Annotated in this window: 19 protein-coding genes; 16 read left to right on the top strand and 3 right to left on the bottom strand. The window is 44.6% G+C overall.

Annotated features, from left to right (window positions below; translation table 11 throughout):
* The first annotated feature begins 26 nt into the window (after positions 1-26).
* The 8 genes from QNO02_RS22605 to QNO02_RS22570 all read left to right on the top strand — a co-directional run bounded on the left by QNO02_RS22605 (position 27) and on the right by QNO02_RS22570 (position 7,279).
* Entirely contained in the window at positions 27-740 is a 714-nt protein-coding gene (locus tag QNO02_RS22605; protein ID WP_133385773.1) for an ABC transporter ATP-binding protein, read from the top strand.
* On the top strand, positions 737-1,486 hold the full coding sequence (locus QNO02_RS22600) for an ABC transporter permease (RefSeq protein ID WP_133385772.1): 750 nt from the start codon (positions 737-739) through the stop codon (positions 1,484-1,486). The genes QNO02_RS22605 and QNO02_RS22600 overlap by 4 nt, the downstream gene beginning before the upstream one ends.
* Positions 1,483-2,241, top strand: a complete 759-nt coding sequence (locus tag QNO02_RS22595; RefSeq protein WP_133385771.1) for an ABC transporter permease — start codon at positions 1,483-1,485, stop codon at positions 2,239-2,241. Before QNO02_RS22600 ends, QNO02_RS22595 begins: the two co-directional genes overlap by 4 nt.
* Before the next feature lie 59 nt (positions 2,242-2,300).
* Positions 2,301-3,158 carry an ATP-binding cassette domain-containing protein gene (locus QNO02_RS22590; RefSeq protein WP_289390064.1) on the top strand — a complete coding sequence of 286 codons (858 nt, stop codon included), beginning with the start codon at positions 2,301-2,303 and terminating at the stop codon, positions 3,156-3,158.
* Positions 3,155-3,874 carry a hypothetical protein gene (locus tag QNO02_RS22585; RefSeq protein WP_165980245.1) on the top strand — a complete coding sequence of 240 codons (720 nt, stop codon included), beginning with the start codon at positions 3,155-3,157 and terminating at the stop codon, positions 3,872-3,874. Before QNO02_RS22590 ends, QNO02_RS22585 begins: the two co-directional genes overlap by 4 nt.
* Positions 3,875-4,605: 731 nt before the next feature.
* Positions 4,606-5,826: a stalk domain-containing protein gene (locus tag QNO02_RS22580; RefSeq protein ID WP_133385769.1), complete on the top strand. Its 1,221-nt coding sequence runs from the start codon at positions 4,606-4,608 to the stop codon at positions 5,824-5,826.
* A gap of 441 nt (positions 5,827-6,267) precedes the next feature.
* Positions 6,268-6,738, top strand: a complete 471-nt coding sequence (locus tag QNO02_RS22575) for an NUDIX domain-containing protein (protein ID WP_289390062.1) — start codon at positions 6,268-6,270, stop codon at positions 6,736-6,738.
* Positions 6,739-6,838: 100 nt separating this feature from the next.
* The gene (locus tag QNO02_RS22570; protein WP_289390061.1) at positions 6,839-7,279 is read left to right on the top strand and encodes a hypothetical protein; all 441 of its coding nucleotides are present in this window, start codon (positions 6,839-6,841) and stop codon (positions 7,277-7,279) included.
* Between the two features lie 67 nt (positions 7,280-7,346).
* Here the strand turns inward: QNO02_RS22570 and QNO02_RS22565 are convergent, their stop codons facing one another.
* Both QNO02_RS22565 and QNO02_RS22560 read right to left on the bottom strand, forming a co-directional pair.
* Positions 7,347-7,772 carry a hypothetical protein gene (locus QNO02_RS22565; protein ID WP_133385766.1) on the bottom strand — a complete coding sequence of 142 codons (426 nt, stop codon included), beginning with the start codon at positions 7,770-7,772 and terminating at the stop codon, positions 7,347-7,349.
* A gap of 372 nt (positions 7,773-8,144) precedes the next feature.
* The gene (locus tag QNO02_RS22560) at positions 8,145-8,507 is read right to left on the bottom strand and encodes an iron-sulfur cluster biosynthesis family protein (RefSeq protein ID WP_249911996.1); all 363 of its coding nucleotides are present in this window, start codon (positions 8,505-8,507) and stop codon (positions 8,145-8,147) included.
* Between the two features lie 263 nt (positions 8,508-8,770).
* On the opposite strand from QNO02_RS22560, the gene QNO02_RS22555 reads away from it, so the two are divergent.
* The 8 genes from QNO02_RS22555 (at position 8,771) to QNO02_RS22520 (ending at position 21,988) form a co-directional block, all read left to right on the top strand.
* Positions 8,771-9,799 carry a LacI family DNA-binding transcriptional regulator gene (locus QNO02_RS22555; protein WP_091027982.1) on the top strand — a complete coding sequence of 343 codons (1,029 nt, stop codon included), beginning with the start codon at positions 8,771-8,773 and terminating at the stop codon, positions 9,797-9,799.
* A 180-nt stretch (positions 9,800-9,979) separates the two neighbouring features.
* Positions 9,980-11,251 (top strand): ABC transporter substrate-binding protein, encoded by a 1,272-nt coding sequence (locus QNO02_RS22550; RefSeq protein WP_091027983.1) that lies wholly within the window; start codon positions 9,980-9,982, stop codon positions 11,249-11,251.
* Between the two features lie 101 nt (positions 11,252-11,352).
* Complete coding sequence (locus tag QNO02_RS22545) at positions 11,353-12,240, top strand: carbohydrate ABC transporter permease (RefSeq protein ID WP_036668619.1); 888 nt, start codon at positions 11,353-11,355, stop codon at positions 12,238-12,240.
* A complete protein-coding gene (locus tag QNO02_RS22540) occupies positions 12,233-13,078 on the top strand; it encodes a carbohydrate ABC transporter permease (protein WP_017687022.1) in 846 nt (281 codons plus the stop codon). The genes QNO02_RS22545 and QNO02_RS22540 overlap by 8 nt, the downstream gene beginning before the upstream one ends.
* 90 nt (positions 13,079-13,168) lie before the next feature.
* Positions 13,169-14,665, top strand: coding sequence for a glycoside hydrolase family 30 protein (locus tag QNO02_RS22535; protein WP_289390056.1), 1,497 nt, complete (start codon positions 13,169-13,171; stop codon positions 14,663-14,665).
* A gap of 358 nt (positions 14,666-15,023) precedes the next feature.
* Positions 15,024-18,062, top strand: a complete 3,039-nt coding sequence (locus QNO02_RS22530) for a beta-galactosidase (protein WP_289390055.1) — start codon at positions 15,024-15,026, stop codon at positions 18,060-18,062.
* Positions 18,063-18,556: 494 nt separating this feature from the next.
* Positions 18,557-19,906, top strand: a complete 1,350-nt coding sequence (locus QNO02_RS22525) for a glycoside hydrolase family 43 protein (protein ID WP_289390054.1) — start codon at positions 18,557-18,559, stop codon at positions 19,904-19,906.
* Positions 19,907-20,143: 237 nt separating this feature from the next.
* A complete protein-coding gene (locus QNO02_RS22520) occupies positions 20,144-21,988 on the top strand; it encodes an RICIN domain-containing protein (protein ID WP_289390053.1) in 1,845 nt (614 codons plus the stop codon).
* A 130-nt stretch (positions 21,989-22,118) separates the two neighbouring features.
* Here QNO02_RS22520 and solA read toward each other — a convergent pair whose 3' ends face one another.
* Positions 22,119-23,252 (bottom strand): N-methyl-L-tryptophan oxidase, encoded by a 1,134-nt coding sequence (solA, locus tag QNO02_RS22515; protein WP_289392859.1) that lies wholly within the window; start codon positions 23,250-23,252, stop codon positions 22,119-22,121.
* Between the last annotated feature and the right edge of the window lie 10 nt (positions 23,253-23,262).

Below are 23,262 nucleotides of genomic sequence, written 5' to 3'. Positions count from 1 at the left end.
ACCATAACAGAAAGGGAGTGTTATGGTTGCTTACCATTAATAATTTAGTCAAACATCGTGGAACTGGGGAAATCCTATCAGGTATCAGTTTTAAAGCTAGACCAGGTAGAGTAACTGGTTTTTTAGGTCCAAATGGGGCAGGTAAAAGCTCTACACTTCGCATACTGCTTGGATTAGATCGTGCCACCTCAGGGAGTGCACTGATTAATGGAAAGCCGTTCGCAGAATTACATAATCCTCTAACAACCGTAGGTGCCGCACTTGATGGATCGGGAGCTCATCGTATGCGAACAGGACGAGCTCATTTGCGTTGGATTGCCCGTGCCGCAGGGTTGCCCCGCTCCCGTGTCGAGGAAGTTCTGGAAATCGTAGGTCTTACGAATGCAGCTGGCAAAAGAGTTGGGAAGTATTCCCTTGGTATGGGGAGAAGGCTTGGAATGGCGGCTGCATTACTTGGTGATCCCCATATATTGATTTTAGATGAGCCCGTAAATGGGCTCGACCCAGAAGGAATTCGCTTTATTCGGACATTTTTACGTGAACGTGCTGAGTCTGGAAACACGGTGTTACTTTCTAGTCATCTAATGGGAGAGCTTGCAGAGACTGTTGATGATGTGGTGATTATTAAGCATGGAAAAATCGTTGTAGATGGAACATTGGAAGAAGTAATAGGTAACCATTCCAACCTAGAGGAAGCCTTTTTTGCTCTGACCTCCGAAAATGCAGGTGAAGTTGTATGAGAGCATTTAACTCGGAACTATCTAAATTACTCTCCCTGCCCGGCATTTGGCTTGCCTTTCTTATTGGGGCCTTTGCCCCAGCGTTCATTGCTGCCATGGACAGTATGGCACAAAAAGAGGAGATTATAGCTGGAGTTAGCACACGGGTATCGGAAGTTGGCTATATTGGATTGGCTCTTGGTGTACAAGGTGTCATCATTCTTGGTGTGTATGCTGTCAGTAGCGAGTATTTGATGGAGAGCAGTGAATCTGGTGGAGGACAACAGATTACAACGAGTTTAACGGTTGTTTCATCCCGTATTCATTTTTTGCTGGCAAAAGCAGGCGCTGTGACCGTAATCAGCGTACTGCTTTGTATTGTTGCTATAATGACAACTGTGTCAGCCACGCATCTTGTTCTTGGTGAGTATACCCCTGCATTTGAATGGTCTAAACTGCTCGGTGCAGTTTGTTACTGGACATTCACTGCTCTTTTAGCATTTGGGATTACTGTTCTAACTAAGAATGGCACTATTCCGCTTGCTGTGCTCATCATAAATACTTCCGTTGTATCATTTAGTTTCCTGCTTTCTAAGGTTACACAGTTAGCGTTATACTTACCGGATCGGGCTGGCCTTGAAATGTTTATGTTTCTGAGCGACAGATTTCTCACCCCGTTCACTGGCGGCTTAGTCATGTCTGCCTGGGTAGTCGTTCTTTTCATTGCTTCAGCAATTGTATTCCATAGGAGGGACGTTGCAGCATGAGTGTCCCTTCTAGTAGAAAGATAACACAAATTCTTCGTGCTGAACTGGATAAATTAGTTACATTACCATTGATATGGCTCACTCTAATAAGTACATTCATTCTTAATTTACTATTAGCCGCAGCTTTTACTTCTATTGGTCTACAAGGGGCAGCAGGGACGCAAAGTATACTGAATATAGGGCTTGCTTCTATGGGATATCTTCAAGCAGGATTCATTATTCTTGGGATCATAGCTACTTGTTCGGAGTATACCAGTGGACAGATCCGAACGACGTTAGCTACGATACCTTGGCGTGGGATTCAATTATCCATGAAGCATTTGGCATTGGCAATCATAACCGTTCCTGCGGCGTTTATTATTGCTGGATCCGGTATACTATATACTTTTATGATGATGAGAGACACAGCAGTAGAGATTGAAATCGACACACTGATCAAGACATTAGCAGGTGCAACAGGCTATCTGACATTAACCACACTTCTCAGTGCAGCTATAGGTAGTTTACTAAGACGAACCACTCCTGCATTAGTGATACTGCTTGGTTGTTATTTCGTTGTCAGTCCTTTGTCGAGAGATTTTCTACCTAGTACTAAAATATATTTTCCGGATACGGCAGGATATTATATGTATATGCCGCTTTCCTCTGATGAAATAAATATCCTTACACCCACGCAAGGGACAGGTATTTTAATGTTATGGACATTGATCTTTATTACAGTAGCTATTGTATTTTACCGTAAACGAGATGCCTAAGTTTAAGTTCCATCAATTCAAAAATGTAACGGTAGTGATTTTTTTTAGGTGGTGGGCAAATGACAACGCAGGCACTATTAACACTTAAGGAAGTTTCCAAAAAATATGGAAATAGAGATGTATTAATTGATGTCTCTCTTACGATGAACAAAGGAGATTGTATAATTTTAAGGGGTAACAATGGATCCGGAAAAAGTACGATGCTCCGAATTGTGGGTGGGCTAATTCCAATAAGTTCAGGAGAAAGGTTACTGAAGCATTCTGATTTAGTTATTGGGTACACCCCTGACCGACTCTCAAAACTAAGGATGACGTCTACTGAGTACCTGACACACATGGGGAGAATATCTGGTGTATCAAAAATAAATCTGAAGACTCGTATTAGGGAGTTGCATGAGTTTTTTAGTCTTGAACAGACTAATACGTTGAAAATGACTCATTTTTCTAAAGGAATGTTGCAAAAAACGAACCTAATGCAAGCAATGATCAAAGCACCGGATATCCTTATACTGGATGAGCCGTTTTCAGGATTAGATAAAGAATCTACAGGGCACTTACTAAGCTCATTAAAGAGAATAAAATCTCAAGGAACTTCAATACTTGCGGCGGTTCATGATCCGTTACTAGCAAGTCAATTGGAGAGTAGGACATACTGGATCAGGCAAGGGCGAATACTGATGGATGATGTAGATGATTCTTCAGCTCATTCGACTGATTTTTTCGAAATGGAAGGTTCAGTGGACCAGGAGACTGTAGATCATCTTTCAAATTTATTTTCTGACGTTACTTGGAAAACATACGATAATGGTGATCTCCTGTTCACCATTATGAAGAAAGATTATCGTGACTTTTTAATTGAATTTATACATAAAGGTGGAGAGATTAACAGCCTTTCAAGAAAGGAGCTGAATGAATGACTTCACTGGTGTCCTTCTTACATATTTGCTACATGCGTTCTTATCGGTATGGCTCGCCTACATTTGTCTTTTTTCTGGGTATCATATTTGTGTATAGTGTAGTTCCAAATCCAGTGATGGCAAGTTATGCGTTTTCAACGACATTTTTATTTATTATTTCTGCGATTATTTGTTATACGCTCATAGATATTGAAACGGCGAATCAGGAATCTGTAACGATGTTGCACAGTGGAAGTATACTTAAACTGTATATTTCTAAATTGGTATATAGCTGGCTATTTTCTGTCCCGTTGGCGTTATATGCGGTGTTGTTTCCTGCATTATTTCAAAAATTTGATAGAAATCCCAGCCTTGGAGAACTATGCATGTCGTTGATTTATCATGTATCTTCATCCTGGTTAGGTGTCGCACTAGCTTGTTGGTTCAGTTCTAAATTTTTTCGATCCCGAGTAATGTCTTTATTATTGTTAAGTGTTGTCGTTGTCATTACGCTTTCCGTACAGGGAATTAAAAATATTTTGCCTGAAAGCTTAGAAAACGCGATTCTTTTATTGCCTCCATTAAATAGCACAGTAAACGTGCTGGTTGATTATGATGCTGCGACGCTTTATAGTAAACTAACTGTCATTGGAGCATCACTACTATATGGTCTGATTATTGCTGCGTTATTTCTGTTCATGCTTCGTAAACGAAAGCTGGATTCATCTCATTCTTAAGAAAGAATGTAAATTTTGTTTTATGAAGAAGCGATCTCTTTGAATATGAGTAATTATTAATCTATACGCATACTAAAAATCAATTTATTGTATTTGCTATTTCAATTAATGTTTGGTAATCGTATAACGGTTCAAGATTGTTGTTTTTCCTGAAATAAGAGAGTAAGTTAAATCCTCTTTTCTCCAATAGATGGCACTTACATGTTTGTCTCCTTGGTCCCATGTTTGCAAAACTTTTAGTTAATTTTAGACATGTGAACTCTTTCTTCTTCTGAAACTAATTCATAAAATAGAGATCACATAATTCCATTTGGAAATGATTTAGAACCATTTCTATCAAGAACGTGTATGCTAGAACTATAACTATTATGTTTAAAGCTGCTGGATTCAACGTAAAGTTACTTGAGTACTCTGATGAAGAAGGTAATTTTCATTACAAGGAGTGGGATAAGAACAAGGTATATTTTTCTATTCCAAACGTATTGATCATCGAAATATTAATGGTAAATTAGGCTTGTCTCTCTAATTATTGACGCTGAGAAGCCTGTTAAGTGATTCAACTAACGGGAAACGTTAGCTCATAACAACAAGAAAGCAGCTGATCATTGTGATTGGCTGCTTTTATTCAACTACTTACCATTACTCTTCAATACAACTTTTCTTTGTAAATTGCGTCTTAATCTAAGCAACTATTGGCTAGTTTACACAGTCATTAGAGAGGAATGGTCAGAATGAAGAAATACCTTGCTGGATTATTAATTATTTTTTTCCTATGTTTGGGCTTACCAGGACAGGCTTACATGGAGGTGTCTAACCAACAGCCTTTGGCTTTTGAGGATCTCAATCTAGAACAAGCGCTTAAGTCATTCTTGAATAAAAACGACGATGAATCCCTAACAAAAGAGGATTTAGAGTCACTGACCGACGTTTCTTTATCGGGTAAAGGAATTAAGAGTTTGCAGGGTTTGGAGTATGCAGTCAATGTGACGAAGCTCTCTTTAAGCAGAAATCAAATTGCTGATATTTCACCTCTATCCGATGCTGTAAATTTGACAACTTTGGATTTGAGTGGCAATCAAATTGAGGATATTAAGCCCCTTGGGAAGTTAACGAAGTTGACAGATTTATCGGTATCTAGGAACCAATTCAATGATCTTTCAGCGCTAACGGGACTAGTTAATTTGAATACGTTGTCCATAAGTTCTAACAAGATCACAGATCTAAAGTCGCTAGCAGGATTGGTTAATCTTTGGAGACTCGATGCTGCGAATAATAACATCAAAGATCTTACTCCGTTATCTAAATTAACTAACTTACTTTCTCTGGATTTATCATCTAACCAGATCTATGATTTGGAGCCGTTGAGAAATCTTCAAAGTTTGGCTTACCTCTATTTGAACAACAATCGAGTCTGGGATTTAGAGCCGATCCAACAACGTAGTTTTTTTCCGTATTATGATACGGGTGCATTCATTGAACCACTTGCGCTGCAAAATAACTATTTAGATTTAAGCAAGGGATCGAAAACATATAAATTATTTGTGAAACTGGCAGGAAATGAGTTGCCTAGCGGTCAGCGTAAGACACAGCGCTTAGTGATCGGCAGCACGACAGCTTATGTGGGAGAAAGTGCTTATCGTATTATCGCAGCGCCATTTATTAAGACGGGACGTACCTATGTGCCGATCCGCTTCATCTCCGAGAAGCTTGGGGCAACCGTGAATTGGAACCAGAGCACCAAAGAGGTAACGATTCAGAAGGATGGTAAAACGATTCGTTGGGCTGTAGGGAACAGGCAGGTAAAAGTAAACCAGCAAACGGTGATGCAAGATGCTTCTTTACTTCTGAAGAACGGCAGTGCGTTCGTTCCTGTTCGTTTTGTGGCGGAGCAGTTAAATACTTCCGTTGAATATATGGGAAGCAAGCATATGGTCTTGATTTTCAAAAATTAAGTAGCATAATGAAATTACAGAAATAATATTTGAAGATAAGGACGCAATGACCATGCTTCAAAACAAAAGAAAACATGCAGAACAGATTAAACTAACTTAAAAACGAGAGCTCATAAAACCAAGAAAGCAGCTGATCAATATGATCGGCTGCTTTTGTTCAGTTAACGGCAAGGTTACGTTATTGGTAAATCAGCAAAATTATATACTTGACTCTAAAGTACTATAGTGGGTATCATTTCCATATATTGATGATTAGGAGAATAGCCGATGTTAATTTTAGAATTAAAACAATCTCATCATCATGAATAGCGTTAATTCATTCCTAAAAAAATTGGGGTGGGTTAACGCTATTCGCGCTTCCCATCCTGTGATATATGAACGCGCAGGACTTAGGTCCAGCGCGTTTTTTTATTTTGGTTACAAAGAAATGGAGGAGTAGAAATGGCAATCATGACAGATACAAGAGGTAACATTTTTTTGGAATATATTCGTATCGAGTACGATAAGGTCATTACAAGCACACTGGATGCTCCACTAACACATGCTCTAATTGTGGTGAAGTGCCAAGGAAAGTATCTATTCATGCATAATAAGTGGAGAAACAACTGGGAACTTCCAGGTGGTATTATTGAAGCTGGAGAGAATGCGGAGCAATGTGTAATTAGAGAATTGTTTGAGGAAACCAATCAAAATATGGATACGGTTGAATTCAAAGGGCTAATGAAGTTTAGACTCCAGCCAAGTTTTCATGGACCCGAACGGACGGAGTATGGAGCTCTGTTCATGGGTGAATTGTGCCAACTTGATGATTTTGTTGAAAACGATGAAGCTTCTTCCATTATCCTTTGGGATGGTACATCGGAGATTGGTGATATCGCGGAAATAGATAGGAAGTTAATTGAATTCGTGTAATACATGATTGAACTAACAGTAAACGATATTTAAGGGGAATTAAGGAACAATTTGAGCAACCCTTTCTATACATCATTCGTTAGAGTATGAGAGAGGTGAGATGAAATTATTAATAATAAGTAATAACATCTTAATGTTGGTATTAGCGGTATCCATGACAATAGCTGGGTGTTCATCAACCGAAAAAAATGAGGATAATGTTACTGAACGTGTAGTAACATCTGATTTTATTCTCGAAGTAACAACACCAACAGTTTTAAGTATGGGTGAGACAATTAAAGTAAAAGGAACATTAAAATATACAGGTATTAAACCTGTTGAAGTAACCCATGGAAAACCTATCATTCGTTTTTTCTTTTCCGGTAGTGACGAGGAGCGTAATTATACGGATGTGGGATATGTAACTGAATTTAAATCAGGTCAACTGGTTGAGGTTGAGGATGAATTTATGGTAACCAAGAAAGGGAAACAAAATCTCATTGTGGATATGACCGCGGATATCTCATTAACCATGAATCCAATTGAAATTCTTGTGAAGTAATCTGAGTGATAGGGTTTAGAAGTAGGCTTAGTGATGCAAAGAAACCAAAACAAAGAGAGCCAAACGTTTAAGTTAGGCTCTTCTTGGCGATATATTGTGTCTCTGTGTCATTTGAATCCTGGCGCTTTAAAAATATCTTACTTGGTCGATGTAAGAGCACAACTAACAAGGCGAATAGTTGAATAAGTCCAGTTAATAGTCCTTCATTCAGTAGTCCGATAAATAAAGCGATACTCAGGAACGTAACAGTCGATCTGAATTGTCGTTTGGTGATGCAAATGATAGCAAGCAAACTAGGAATGATCAAAAATATGATTCTCCCAGTAATTTCATTAGAGAAATTAATCAAATCATTGCCGTTCACTTGATAACCGGCAAAGGCTTCAGGATTTTGACTGAAAATATAGAGAAATACACTGAAAGAAATAATAAGGTATATGACTTTAATACTCAACAAGATGCGGACTACGTTCAGGATCATGGGTAACTTCATAAGTTTTAATTTTCCTCCTCGACACTTCTAAACGGATACAATGTTCTAACCGTGTTTTTGGTATAACTAAACTTATATCTTTAATTAGGGATTCCGTTTTGTGGATCTCCTAAATTCATATGTGGTTATCTAAGTATACGGTTTACTTGTAATTATTTGTATTAAACTAAAGTCCATATTAATTAATCAAATTTTCACCTCTTTTGTCCCGAAAAATATTCGGAAATAGAGCAGCAGAGGTACAGAGCACTGCACGAATATGAAATGTTTACGAACATAATGCCTAATGAATTCATTAAAATTGATAAAAAACCTCCCGTCCCGCATGACATCTGGGCTTGGGAGGTTTTGATTATAGTGCTAATTCAACGTTTATCGTACAAACCATCCAGTGGGCTGTGGGGCTACGTCTGCGGTATCTCGTAAATCATGGACTTTGACATTACTGCCATAGATCATGGAATCACTGCTCAGTCGGAACGAAGGGAAACTGTGCTCGGATTGCAGACGTAGAGAGGGTTCAAAGTAAATCTGCTGCTGTTTGTTGATTACAAAGGGAAGCGACTCCGCCTCTACGGTAACATCATCGCTATCCGGCTCGTTTAAGATCAGAAGTACCGCAATTCCGTCACAACCGCATCCATCGGTATCATAAAACAATTTGAAATAGCCTGGTCGATCTCCCAGCTTTTCAGTAAGTCTTGCTTCTGCCAGCGGACTGACTTGAATGATCATGACGTTGTTCACACTCCTCTAATCTCCATTGAATTCGCTTACATTTTAATATATGGACCATGAATACAGATTAGAAGGTAAAATAAAGGAAAAGGAGGATGTCCCATGAGAATTGTAACGTTAGGCGATAAGCGCGTTGAACAAATCACGTAAAATGTCATCGTGGGAGAAGCCCGTCAATGAAACCCATTTCATCGGCATTCCTTATCTGGTATGATAAGCAGGGAAAATAGGGAAAATTAGAGAAAAAGGAAGGTTCCGCTATGACACCGATCACCATATACGACATCGCCAAAGAAGCAAATGTATCTGTAGCGACGGTCTCCCGGGTACTGAATGATACGGCACCTGTGCGTGCAAGCACCCGAGAGAAGATTATGTCCATCATTGAAAAACACCAGTTTCAGCCCAATGCGCAGGCGCGCAGTCTGATCAAGAAAGAGACGGGCACCATTGCCATCATCCTGCCGGACATTACAAATCCCTTCTTCCCGGAAGTGTTCTGGGGTGCGGAGAATGAGGCTCGAGGATTGGGGTATACCTTCTTTCTGTGTAATACCGCAGGTGACTACAACAGGGAATCTGAATATTTGTCCATCCTGCGAGAGAAGCGGGTAGACGGGATTATTTTTCTCGGCGGGCGAATCAACATGCAGGTCTGTCCGGATGACATGGCTCAGGAATTGATTGATATGGGCAAACGTATGCCAATCGTGCTGGTCAATGGCAATATTGCCAAAGGCGGGTTTCACCGGGTATACACGGATGAAGGTGCAGGGGCAGCCCTTGCAGCTGAGCATTTGCTTGAACTGGGGCATCGCGATATCGCCTTTGTTGGCGGCCTGAAAGAGTTGTCCACCACCATGGTCAAGGTCAGAGCTGTGCAGAAAAAACTTCGGGAGCATGGGCTCGAAATACCAAAAGAACGGCAACTGCTCGGCAGCTTCTCCATCGACGACGGCAAACGGGAGATGTCCAAACTACTGGATCGTGACAATCCGCCAACCGCAGTCATCTGTGTCAACGACAACACAGCGATTGGTGCCATTAAGTCAACGATTGAGCATGGGCTCTCGATTCCGAAGGATATATCCATTGTGGGTTATGATGATACACCGCTCGCCAGTGCCGTTATACCGGAACTGACAACCGTATCCCAGAACACGTATCAGCTTGGCAAACAGGCTGTGGATGTGCTGCATGAGCTGATTAACCAAGGCAAACCGAAGAAGCAGATCATTCTGCAACCGGAGTTGATTGTGCGTCAAAGTACAGGACCTGCTGCAAGATAAAGGGCCTGTAATTGGAAAAGAAAGCGTTGACATTTCCTCGAAGGGTGAAATATAATGAGTGCGTGAATGAAACCCCTTTCATAAAGTGGAACGGGTTTTATGTTTCAGCTTAATGAAACCCATTTCATGAAACGGGTTTCAGTGTAGTCATCCATTCATTATATCAAGGGGGCGTAACGTATGAGAAGAAGTTTAAAGGTCATTTCGTTATTGATGCTGGTCATGGTAATGGGTCTGACAGCCTGTAGCAGCGGGAGTAAAAACGGTTCTTCCGGCGAGTCCGGTGGCAAGGTTGATTTGAGCATGACGATCTGGGGCTCGGAGGATGAGAAGAAAATTTATCAGGAACGACTCGACATTGTGAAACAGACGTATCCCGATATTAACGTGAAGCTGAACGTGGTTGCAGGAGATTATGACCAGAAGGTACAGACCATGATCGCCGGAGGAACGGCACCGGACATCATGATGATTGCCGAGAACTATCAGGCTTACGCCTCCAAGAATCAGATTATACCGCTGGATGACATGATTCAGGCGAACAATGTGAACATGTCCGAGCGTTATTCCGATGATATTGCCAACCTGATGAAGTATGATGGCAAACAATTTGGTTTGCCGGATCGGGCAGGTGCGATGGTCCTCTTTTATAACAAAGATCTGTTCGACAAGGCTGGGGTGGAATATCCAACCAAAGATTGGACGCAGGACGATCTGATGGCGGCAGCTCAGAAGCTGACGGTGAAGGAGAATGGCAAAACGGTTCAATGGGGTTACTACCCGGGTAGCTGGTGGCCGCAATGGATGCAGCTGATCTACCAGAACGGTGGCTCATTGTTCGATGAGAGTGGTAAACCAACCTTCAATACAGAGCCTGTGCGGAAAGCATTACAATTCATGAATGACCTTACCTTCACACACGGTGCGGGACCAACGCCAACCGAGATTGCCGACATGGGGAATATCGGAGCCGATCCGTTGTTCGCTCAAGGCAAGATCGCCATGGAAACGACAGGGTTCTGGAACATCGGTTCACTTGCCAAGGTGGAAGGCATTAATTGGGATATCTCTCCGGTATGGGGCGAAACAAACGCATTCTTTAACGGGTTAACGATTACCAACGCTTCCAAACACAAGGAAGAAGCTTTCAAAGTCATCGAAGCACTGACCACACCGGAAGCACAGATGCCAATGGTCAAAGCCGGTCAGGATGCTCCTGCAACCAAAGCAGGTTTGTCCAGTGATGAATTCCTCAATGCTGAATACGGCGGCAAAAAAATCAACATGGCTGCGTTCAGTGAATCGACGATCTATGCGGAACCATTCAACCCGCAATGGAACGAAATGATGAAGCTCATTAACGATAAGCTGGGTGTGTATTTCAACAACAAAGCCTCGCTTGATGATACCGTAACTGAAATTCAGAGTGGACTGGAAAGACTCTACAAATAGAGGATTTTTCTGAACATGCACAAATAGCAGCGACAGCAGGACAGGTGGAATCGGCGTGAATGCGGGTTCCATCTGCTCTCTGCGTCATGGGAGGGCTTAACGTGAGAAAAAAGGACGGGAAATGGTTCTACATCTTCATCTCGCCTTGGCTGATCGGATTTCTGGGGCTGACTCTGGGTCCGATCCTGTTTTCCATCTATATGAGCTTCACGAATTGGGATCTGTTCCAGTCCCCTGAATTCATCGGTATCGACAATTACAAAACGTTACTGACCGATGATCCGATCTTCTGGAAATCCGTCGGCAATACATTCTTCTATGCACTGATATCCATTCCGCTGGGCATGTCGATCTCGCTCTGGATTGCCTATTACCTGAACAAGAAAATCAAAGGGATCACCTTCTTCCGTATTCTGTTCTATCTGCCTTCCGTTGTTCCGGTGGTTGCGAGTTCATTGCTCTTCATCCACTTGCTTGCACCGACGGAAGGGTTGATCAACCAGGCACTTGCGATCTTCGGTATTCAGGGTCCCGCCTGGCTTCTTGATCCGAACTGGGTTAAGCCTGCATTGATTCTCATGTCCTTATGGGGTGTAGGTGGTGGCGTGGTATTGCTGCTTGCAGGTATGAAAGGTATTCCACAGGAGCTGTACGAGGCCGCTGCCATTGATGGAGCGAAGAGTACGCAATCGTTCTTCCATATTACATTCCCGATGCTGACTCCCGTCATTTTCTTCAATCTCGTGACTGGTATGATTGGAGCGCTCCAGACCTTCGCGCAGGTATTCATCGTTACTGCCGGCGGACCTGACAATTCAAGTCAGATGGTTGTTCCCTACTTATTCCAGAATGCGTTCCAATTCTACAAAATGGGATATGCATCGGCGATTGCCTGGGTACTATTCATCATCATCATGGCGTTGACACTCGTTGTATTCCGTTCATCGGCGCTATGGGTGCACTACGAGGAGGGAAAAGCCAATGAGTAATCCATCGACTGTGGAGAAGACGATATCCTATATTTTTCTGATTCTGGTCGGGGTGCTGCTTGCTTCGCCTTTCCTGTACATGATCTCCATTGCACTGGCAAGTGACGCAACAACCGTCAAATCAGCTTTTACCTTCGTTCCAATGGAGTTCCAATGGTCGAACTTTTATACGATTTTTACGAATAACAATCTTGGAACATATCTCAAAAATTCGGTCATCATTACCGTCTTTACGATTGTCGGATCGGTATTATCAGCTTCGATCGTATCCTACGGCTTTGCCCGAATCAAGGCAAAAGGCAGCCGTTTCCTGTTTATTGTGTTGCTCAGTACGATGATGATTCCTGGTGAGGTGACGATGGTACCGCAGTTCATCATCTTCCGTCATCTGGACTGGATTAATACATTTTACCCGCTGATCGTACCAAGCTTCTTCGCCGGAGCATTCAACGTATTCCTGATTCGGCAGTTTGTCATGAGTATTCCAAAATCACTGGATGAAGCCGCCATGATCGATGGTATGGGACACCCGGGAATCTACTGGAAGATCATTATGCCACTGACTTATCCGATACTTGCTGCCATTGCGATCTTTTCGTTCTCCTATAACTGGGGCAACTTCATGGGGCCGCTCATCTATATCAATGATCCGGAGAAAATGCCGCTGGCACTCGGAGTGCAGCTGTTGACTACGGTAGGTGGTGGGCAGATGCCGCCATGGAACCTTGTGATGATCGCTTCCCTGTTCCTCACTATTCCGATGGTGCTGGTATATCTGTTCGGACAACGTTATGTCTATGAAGCCAACATTAGCGGCGGAAGCAGCGGAATCAAGTAACCGAAGTGTCTGTAATGTGTGTATGTATTGAACCTGACGTTCAAGGTCAACGAAGTAATCATCGTACATGGAGAAGGGATTGTATAGCCCATGGCGCATAAAGAACAACGCAGCAGGAGCAAACGGAACTATATCATTATGGGTGTAGCCCTGATTGCCCTGCTGGCAGGAGGAGGAATTGTTATCAATCATTTTGCCAATGAATCATCCAAAACACTTGTATTTCAAGAGGAACCGGTACGTCTGAAGCTGGATCAGTCCTATGATCATTTTGAAGGCTGGGGCACGTCACTTGCCTGGTGGGCCAACGATCTGGGCGGATGGAAGGATCAGGCGAAGGTTAGTGAAGTGATGGATCTGGTCTTTGATCCGGAGAAAGGATTAGGTCTGAACATCGTTCGTTACAATATTGGCGGTGAGGAGAATCCGGAGATGAAAGCCCTCCGTCCCGGCGGGGATGTACCTGGCTTCCAGCCTGAACCTGGAGAGTGGGATTGGGAGGCTGATGCAGGTCAGCGGGCTGTATTACAAGGCTCGATGGAGCGTGGCGTGAATATTGCTGAAGCATTCTCCAATTCACCACCTTACTGGATGACGATCAGTGGATCAGTTACCGGAGCCGTGGATGGCAGCAATAATCTTCGTGACGATCAGTATGATGCGTTTGCCGATTATCTGACCGAAGTTGTGAAACATTATCGGGACGACTGGGGGATCACCTTCCGCACACTGAATCCGCTCAATGAACCTTCCTCCGACTGGTGGAAGAAGGGCAATATGCAGGAAGGCAGTCATTTTACCAATGAGAAACAGGCCGAGATTATCAAGAAAGTTGCTGCATCGTTGAAGAGCAAAGGACTGGATGGAACCGTCATTAGTGCCGCAGACGATAACAGCATTGATGAGACGGTGTTTAATTTCAACCTCTATGATCAGGACACGCTGGACGTAATCCAGCAGATCAATACCCACTCCTATAATGGTAGCAAAATGGAAGAGCTGCGCACATTGGCAGAACGCCATGGCAAAAAGCTGTGGATGTCCGAGTACGGAACGGGCGGCAGCGAGCCGCACAGTCATGAGGATATGACCTCGGTGCAAGAGTTGGCAGAGCGAATCATGTTTGATCTGAAAATCATGCAGCCATCCGCTTGGGTATACTGGCAGGCCGTTGAAGATGAAGGCGCCAATAACAATTGGGGCTTCATTCACGCCAACTTTAACGGAGAAGAGCAGTATGAGATGACCAAACAGTATTATGGTATGGCCCAGTTTACGAAGTTCATTCGTCCCGGCGCGACGATTATTCCAACGGATGGTGGACGCACACTGGCTGCTTATGACGCGGAACGTCAGAGACTGGTGCTGGTGATTCGTAACGAATTGTCAGCTGGAACAACGGCGTTTGAACTGGAAGGGTACACGTATGGAAAATCAGCCACTGCGCAGGTGTATCAGACTTCACCGGACCGGAACATGGAACAGCTTGAAGACATTCCGGTGTATGCCAACGGACTGGAAGTACCTACCGCAGATAATTCTATCACAACGGTTGTACTGGAAGGCGTGACGTTGCAGGGGAACTGATGATAGCAATCGGAAAGTTGTTCTGACATCGTAGTGCCAGTATAGATCATCTTTCAGTTCAACGAATTTGGTTCACCTTAAATTAATTACAGGACATATGAACCTATATAAATTGAACTAAACATTTACACCGAACGGAGAGGACAGAAAGGACCTGAAGAAGCGGAGCGTGCGCCTACAAGCTTCCTGCAAGAAAGCTACATCGGAAGCATACGCTATAACCAGATTTTCCCCTTGAGAAAAGGGAATCAAAAAATCTGGGGATAACAGCGATCGGAAGGTTGTTCTGTCATCGAAGTGTGCAGTGTAAATAATCTTTAGTTCAATTTATATAAATAAAGAGAAGGAGGGGATCACTTTGACAGAGAAAGCATCCCTTTTACTGCAGGAAAAGGAGAAGTACATCGCCAGGGCTGAGAACGGTGTTCAATCTGAATTAACATACGATGCACGCAGCTTTTTCCTAAACGGAGAGCGTGTATTTCTGAACAGTGCGACGATCCATTATTTCCGTATGCCTAAGGAGGAATGGCGTGAGGTTCTACTGAAGGCGAAGCTGGCAGGCATGAATTGCATCGACACCTACTTTGCGTGGAATGTGCATGAACCGGAAGAAGGACAGTGGTCCTTTGAAGGGGACAACGATTGCGGAGCATTTCTGGATTTGTGCGCAGAACTGGGCATGTGGGTCATCGCGCGTCCGGGTCCGTTTATCTGTGCAGAATGGGATTTTGGCGGTTTTCCATACTGGCTTGGTACGAAGGACGGCGTGAAATTCCGGGAAAATAATGAGACGTATTTGCACTATGTGAATTTGTATTTTGACCGGCTTGTGCCGATTATTCGGGAACGCCAGCTGTCCGCTGGAGGCACGGTCATTCTGGTTCAGGTGGAGAATGAATACGGGTATCTGATGGATGACGCTGCTGCAAGTGACCATATGAATACGCTGAGAGATGGATTGTTGCAACGTGGCATTGACGCTACGCTGATCACTTGCGTTGGCGGGGCGGAAGGCACAATTGAAGGGGCTAATTTCTGGTCAGGTGCTGACGGGCATTATGAGAAACTCCGAGCCAAACAGCCGGACACCCCGAAGATGGTCACGGAATTCTGGACCGGATGGTTTGAGAATTGGGGAGGACCTTCAGCCATTCAGAAGACAGCGCCTTTGCTGGAGAGACGCATCATGGAAATCCTGCGTGCCGGGTATACCGGAATCAGTCACTACATGTTCTATGGTGGCACGAACTTTGGTGGATATGGCGGCAGAACGATGGGTAGCAGTGATATTTTCATGATTACGTCCTATGACTATGATGCACCCCTGAACGAATATGGACGGGTGACACCGAAGTATGCAATAACCAAGAATTTGTCCTATTTCGTCCATGCTTTCGGGGCCCTTCTGATGGAAACAGAGGAAATTCCAGAAGAACAGATCGTTGTACGTCATCCTGAAGGCATATCTGTACGAGGCAGACAGGCTAACAACCAGAAGATTTGGTTCCTAGAGAGTCACAAGGATGAACGGGAGACCATGCACATTACGCTGAAGGAAGGTCGGACTCTTCCCGTATCGCTGAATCCAGGACAGATTGTTCCGTTGCTGGATCGAGTACAGATTGCTGAACACGTATATCTGACTGCGGGTACGATGATTACGGGCAATGAAATGATAAACGGAGAATTAACCCTGTTCATCGTGGCCGCTGCGGGACAGCGTTCTGTTGTTGAACTGGAAGCCGGGGCATTGAATGTCACGGGCAGTACGGTGCAAGTGCTGGTTGAACATGATTCAGCAAGGAACGTATACCGCTTAGATCTGTTCCATTTCCAAGAGCATGGAACGATCCAACTGGAAGCAAACGGCACACCGATCCGTTTCGTCATTTTGGATCAAGAGACGATGAATCGAACATGGCGATTGGAAGCAACAGATCAGGAGGGACTACGTTATGTAATCGGGTTTGATGACGTGGACGTATTACCATCTGGTCAGGTCAAGGGCTTGATCACGGATCCGGATCGCACAATTACGCTGCTTGGTGACTGGACCGATGGAGAACAAACGTTAACAGGTCACGAGTTTCTCGTCAGTCAGGAGTCCATCGCTGGAATACAGCAGCAGCTTCCATGGACATCGCCAATTGCACCGACGTTGTCTGATTCTCCCGAGTTGTCACGTGTTACGTTAACTGCGAAGCAGCGTCCGGTGAGTGGACAACCCGAAGATTTTTCCCGATACGGACAAGATTTTGGTTATCTATTGTACGAATGTGATTTCGAGAGTCCAACCGAAGGAATCACTAACCTCATTTTGCCGAATATCCAGGATACTGCCAGAATCATCGTTAATGGTGTTCAGCAGGCATTATTGCGTCAGGTAGGTGCCGCTGGATTGCAGTTGCAGGTGGCCAAAGGAAAGAATACACTTCAGATTTTGGTGCAACATATGGGCAGATTGAACTTCTCCCCGTATTTGGGTGAGAGTAAAGGTCTGGTTGGTGCTGTGTATCTGGATGGCAAGGTTCAGGATATTCGTCGGGATTGGCGTATGGAGAGTGGACTTGTGCATCTCGATGAGGTGAACTCTATACATGGGGCGCCACTTCTGAGCAGAAGCTTTACGCTGGATGGCATGGATCGGGCGATTCTTGTGGGTGCCTTGAGCAAAGGTCTTTGTATCAATGGCATCGAAGTTCCAATGGAAGGATATCAGGATTGGTTTGCCTTCCAGACGTTAGACATAGCCTTGTATATCAAGCCCGGAGAGACGAATACACTGGAAATGCCGTATAGCCGTTCATCGCTGGACAGACTGGAACTGATCACGTATCCAAGTCAGGGAGAACTGAAGGATTGGCGTATGGCAGGGACGGATGTATTGCTTCCGCAACAATGGGAGAGATACGAGGCAGTGCAAGAAACGGTTCAACATAGTGCACAGGGGGCGATCCAACGTGCGACACAGCCTGGTATCGCTGAAGGTGGCAATTGTACTGCCAATTTGGTTCCCCGCACCACGAATGGATCGGTTAATAGTGCTACATTGAGCGAGAAGTCTCACCCTGTATCCAATCATACTCCAGTCAGAGGATCGTATGGTCAGCCGGTCTGGTACCGCTGGCGTTTCGCGAAGCCTGCGGTTTCGGGGCATCATAAAGTGAACTTGATGCTTCGCCTGACCGGGATGAGCAAAGGAACCATTCACCTGAACGGACATCATCTGGGTCGTTACTGGCAGATTGGTCCGCAAGAGGATTACAAGATCCCGGTAGCCTGGCTACAGGAAGAGAATGAATTACTTTTGTTCGATGAAGAAGGTAAAACACCAGAACGTGTACGTTTTCTTTTAGATGCGCCATCCCGTTATCCATGGGTTGTGGTGAAGTAGCTCATGTATTGATCTTTAGCTGTCTTATTGATTTAGAGATGCAAGGGAGCGATGACTGGAACGAGATCGTTCGAGTTTGAAGCAGCCTTTTATAGTAATGGACCAGGATTAGAAAATAGCATCACATAACGCAAAAGTTTATTTTTACCGCAGTTTTACCCCCTCATTTTCTTAGCCCAATTGACCTGGATTTGTGAATCTTCGGATTCGGTCTTGGGAGTGAGTTCGGCTAAGAGGATGGGGAACTGTGGTAATCAGGTTTGTACGATAAGCATAGGGAACATTTGTAGCATTATTATTTGTAAACGTTTACATATATAAAGAGTGTTCATCCATGATCTGTGAAGGGAGTGATGCTTCATGTAATTGGAATTTGAACAGGTAGTCGTAAGGTGTGTTTATAGAGGTTGACTCCAAGATAACGTGTATTCTGCCATAGGGTATGTTAAGTCTAATTAATTATTCCATTCGATCATGGATAAGGAGATGACCCAATGTTGACGAAGAAGGAAGAGGGAATAGGAGGAATAGGAGTAGGAAAGTCCAAAGGTTTTAAGGCCGGAATGATTCTGCTGCTTGGAACATTGCTTCTATTAACGATGTTATTCCCCAATACAGCCAGAGCAGCGACAAGTGTTTATACGATATCAGCCTTTACGAACACAAGTGAGTCCAATATGTATATCTATGAATCGTATAATGCAACCCACTATGGTTTGCTAAAAGGGCCAGCCTATACACCTCCGGCCAATCTGATCCGCGATCCCAGCATCATGAAGCACACAGATGGTCTATATTACGTCGTCTATACCACGAACTGGTCGGGTAACACCATCGGCATCGCCTCCAGCCCGGATAAGGTAAACTGGACATTTGTCCGTAACATTACATTATCCACACCGACCACAATCGCACACACCTGGGCACCAGAATGGTTCAAAGACAGCAACGGCAGTCTGAACATTATCGTGTCCCTCTCACCAGGCAACTATGAGAATTTCAAACCATATGTCCTCACAGCTTCAGGTAGCAATCTAACTTCTACCTCATGGTCTGCACCTACTGAACTGGCAGGCATTGCTCCCAATTATATCGACACTTTTATCGTGAAGACAGGCTCAACCTATCATGCTTTTACCAAAAACGAGACCACCAAATACATTGAATATGCGACATCCACTTCGCTAACAGGCCCTTATACCTTTAAAGGCACAGGGGATTGGGCAGGTTGGGGATCTTGGGTGGAAGGCCCGGCGCTTGTTCAGCTGGATAATGGTTCATGGCGAATCTACTTTGACGGCTATGCGACACAAAAATATTATTACAGCGACTCTGCTGACAACTTCCAGACTTGGGGTGCCAAGCAAGAGATTGCAGGTCTTACCGGACTCGTCCGGCATATGACCGTATTGAAAGAGTCCGGACAACCGGGTGATATCCGCAAGCTGGAGTCATTCAATGTGCCGGGCAGCTTCATTCGTCATTACAACTATCAGGCACGGATTGATGCGAATGTCAGTCCAGCGGAGGATGCACAATTCCGTATCGTTTCAGGTCTGTCAAATGCAACAGGCATTTCGTTTGAGTCCATGAATTATCCGGGTTATTTCCTGCGCAATAATAATGGCAGCATTACACTTGTGAAAAATGACGGCAGCGCTACGTTCCGAAATGACGCCACGTTCAAACGTGTAAATGGACTTGCTAATGCTAGTTGGACATCCTACGCGTCATTTAGTAGCCCGAACCTGTATCTGAGACATTACAATAATGTGCTGAAATTGGAAGCTGTCGTTACTGCACTCGATAAGTCAGACGCGACCTTCAGAGAGGTTGCACAATAATAGGTGTTTATTTTCTAAGTTAAACTATACATTTACACGATAACGGAGATGTCAGAAATAACTTGAAGAAGCGAAGCGTGCGCCTACAAGCTTTCTGAAAGAAAGCTGCATCGGAAGCATACGCTATCCCCGGATTTTCCTCTTTTAGAGAATAATTAAAAAAATCTGGGGATAACAGCGATCGGAAAGTTGTTCTGACATCGGAGTGCAAGTGTAAAATGATAAGGAGTGAAGCGAATGAAGTGGTTAAAACGAATGAGCTCGCTGCTGCTGGCAGGAAGTCTGCTAACAGGGAGTTTGGGTTTGGGGACAGAGGTATCTGCTGCGGGAGCTTACACGGCTATTGCCGATCCATCAAAGCAATATCAGACGATGGAAGGATGGGGAACATCCCTCGCGTGGTGGGGCAAGGTGGTTGGAGAATATTCCAATCGGGATGAGTATGTGGAGAAAATGTTCAACGCGAATACTGGACTGGGACTGAACATCCTGCGGTACAACATTGGAGGCGGGGATAATCCATCATCCAATATCCTCGAATACCGCAAAGCCGTTCCTGGCTACCAGCCTTCTCCCGGCGTGTATGACTGGAATGCAGATGCAAACCAACGATATATGCTGCAAGCTGCCAAAGCACAAGGTGTGAATGTCATCGAAGCTTTTGCGAATTCCGCACCTTACTGGATGACGATCAGTGGCAATGTGTCCGGTTCGGCCAATGGTGGGAACAACCTCAAGCCCGATTACTACGATGATTTTGCTGATTACTTAACCGAAGTTGTGAAGCATTTTCGGGATAACTGGGGGATCACATTTGATAGTGTAACTCCGCTGAATGAACCGATCTCGACGTGGTGGAAGCAGGGTAATGACCAGGAGGGCATGCACTTTGACCGGGCGGATCAGAACACCATTCTGAGTCAGGTACAAGGTTCATTGAATGCGAAGGGCCTGTCTACAAAGCTGAGCGCACCGGAAGAATACAGTATCGATGATACCAATGTGTCGTTCAACAGCTATAGCAATGCCGTTAAATCAGCGATCACTCAGATCAACACCCATACGTATGGCGGAAGCAATCGTACTGCTTTGCGCAACACAGCGACGTCTGCGGGCAAACATCTGTGGACCTCTGAATATGGAGATGGGGATGCAAGCGGACTTACGATGTCACGTACCATCCTCAAGGATATTCGCAATATGGGCGCAAGTGGATGGGTGTATTGGCAAGCCGTGGATAGTGCAGAAGGATGGGGATTCTTCAAAAACGTGTTGAACAATACACAAACGACCAGTTACACCGTAAACCAAAAATATTATGTCATGGGCAACTACAGCAAATTTATTCGTCCTGGGTACAAGATTATCGGCATGAGTGATGCCAATACCCTTGCAGCCTATGATGCAGCTTCCGGCAAAGTAGTGCTGGTTACAACCAATTCGGAATCGACGGATACAACGGTAACCTATGATCTCAGTCGTTTTACTAACACAGGCACGTCTGCTCAAGTATATCGTACCTCTTCAACAGAGAAGTTGCAGCAACTGACCAATATTTCGGTGCAAAACAAAACCTTTACCGCTACAGCCAAGGCCAACTCGGTCACAACTTACGTCATTTCCGGTGCAACTTACAATGGTGGTACAGGATATGAAGCTGGGGCCGTCTACAAATTAATCAACCGTAACAGTGGACTTGCACTTGATGTTAACGGTGCTTCTTCTACGGGTGGGGCAACGATCATTCAGTGGAATGATAATGGAGCAGCCAACCAGCAATGGAAGCTGGAGTCGGCAGGTAACGGATATTACAACATCCGCAATGTGGGCAGTGGGCTTTTGTTGGACGTGAATTCGAGTTCCACACAAGGCGGAGCCGCTCTGATTCAGTGGCAGGATAACGGGGGCAACAATCAGCAATGGCTGCCAATTGATGTGGGAGGATATGTGGTACTTGCGAATCGAAACAGTGGCCTGACGGTTGACATCAATCAAGGTTCTCTGACCGCGGGTGCCTCCACGATTCAGTGGGCCGACAATGGCGGAGCCAATCAGCAATGGAGCCTAGTCAAAGTTAATTAGTGTGAGTACGCATGAATTAAACGTTATTACGTGTCCTTTTTTCTTGGAGGTGCAGTGCTCTAAGCATCACTGCACCCTCTAAGAAAGTAACTATTTTAGACATACATATATTCATCCACCCAGCTGGTACTTAACGAAAACGGGATAGGGTGAACCTGCTAATATCCTGATCCGTGTGCCCTGTTTGCACCAAGTCGGATAGAATCTGCCCAATGGCACTTGCAAACTTGAAGCCGTGACCGGAGAAACCGCCTGCGAGCCACACACGTTCATGGGCAGGGTGTCGGTCGATAATAAAATCTTCATCCGAAGTGAATTCATATTTGCATACACTACCACGCTTCAATTCTCCTGCTGCCTGAGGCATATGAAGTTCGAGCAGCCTGCGCAGATCGCCCTCGTCCGTTTCTTCCGTACCAAATGGAGCCATTGTACTTCCTGGTGTCCACATTTGGCCCGTATCATGACGACCCATCTTCAGACCTGATCCGCCCATGCTTGGAAATCCATAATATGTACCTTCTTTTCCTGCCAGTGTAAAACCGGGGAAGTGTGCCTCTCCGTATAAGGCTTCTGGTGCATCAAACCATCCAACCGTTTTACGCACTGCCTGGATCGGGAGATCCACGAAAGGTTTTAATGTCTGAAACCAGGCACCAGCGCTCAGGATGATTTGGTTGGCATGGTAGGTCTCACCACCTGAAGTCTGAACTGCGACGGAATGTGGTCCGTATTCGATATGCTCTACCCGAGTGTGAGTTAACAAGGTGGCACCATGAGTCTCGGCTGCTTTGCGGTAGGCACGAATACAGGGTTCACTATACAAATAACCCGCATCAGGTTCATACATGCCCTCGTAATGTTCAGGTACTGTAATACCTGGCCAGCGTTTCATTACCTCGGCTGCGTGCAATGTTTCATACCGAATACCTGCATCATCTGCATGGCTCAATCGGTTGCGGAAGGAATGAATCTCCGGATCAACCACATTTAGTACACCGGAAGGAACAAACAGTTGGTCTCCGGTCGTTTCCTCCAGCTCATGCCATAACTTCTGTGCAAGTAATGCCATGGCAATATAGTCAGGCCCTCCACTGTACACATGGCGCATCAGTCTGGTATCCCCATGATGACTTCCTTCCGTATGCGGAGGGTCAAAGGCATCAATTAATAAAGTTTTGCATCCACTGCGCGATAGATAATACCCAGCACTCATACCCATGGAGCCGGCTCCAACGATAATAACGTCATATGATTGTGTGATAATAGCACGT

It is taken from the genome of Paenibacillus sp. PK1-4R (assembly GCF_030369595.1).
GTDB lineage: Bacteria > Bacillota > Bacilli > Paenibacillales > Paenibacillaceae > Paenibacillus.
Note: the sequence above shows the minus strand (reverse complement) of the source record. Positions and strands in the feature narration are given on the sequence as shown.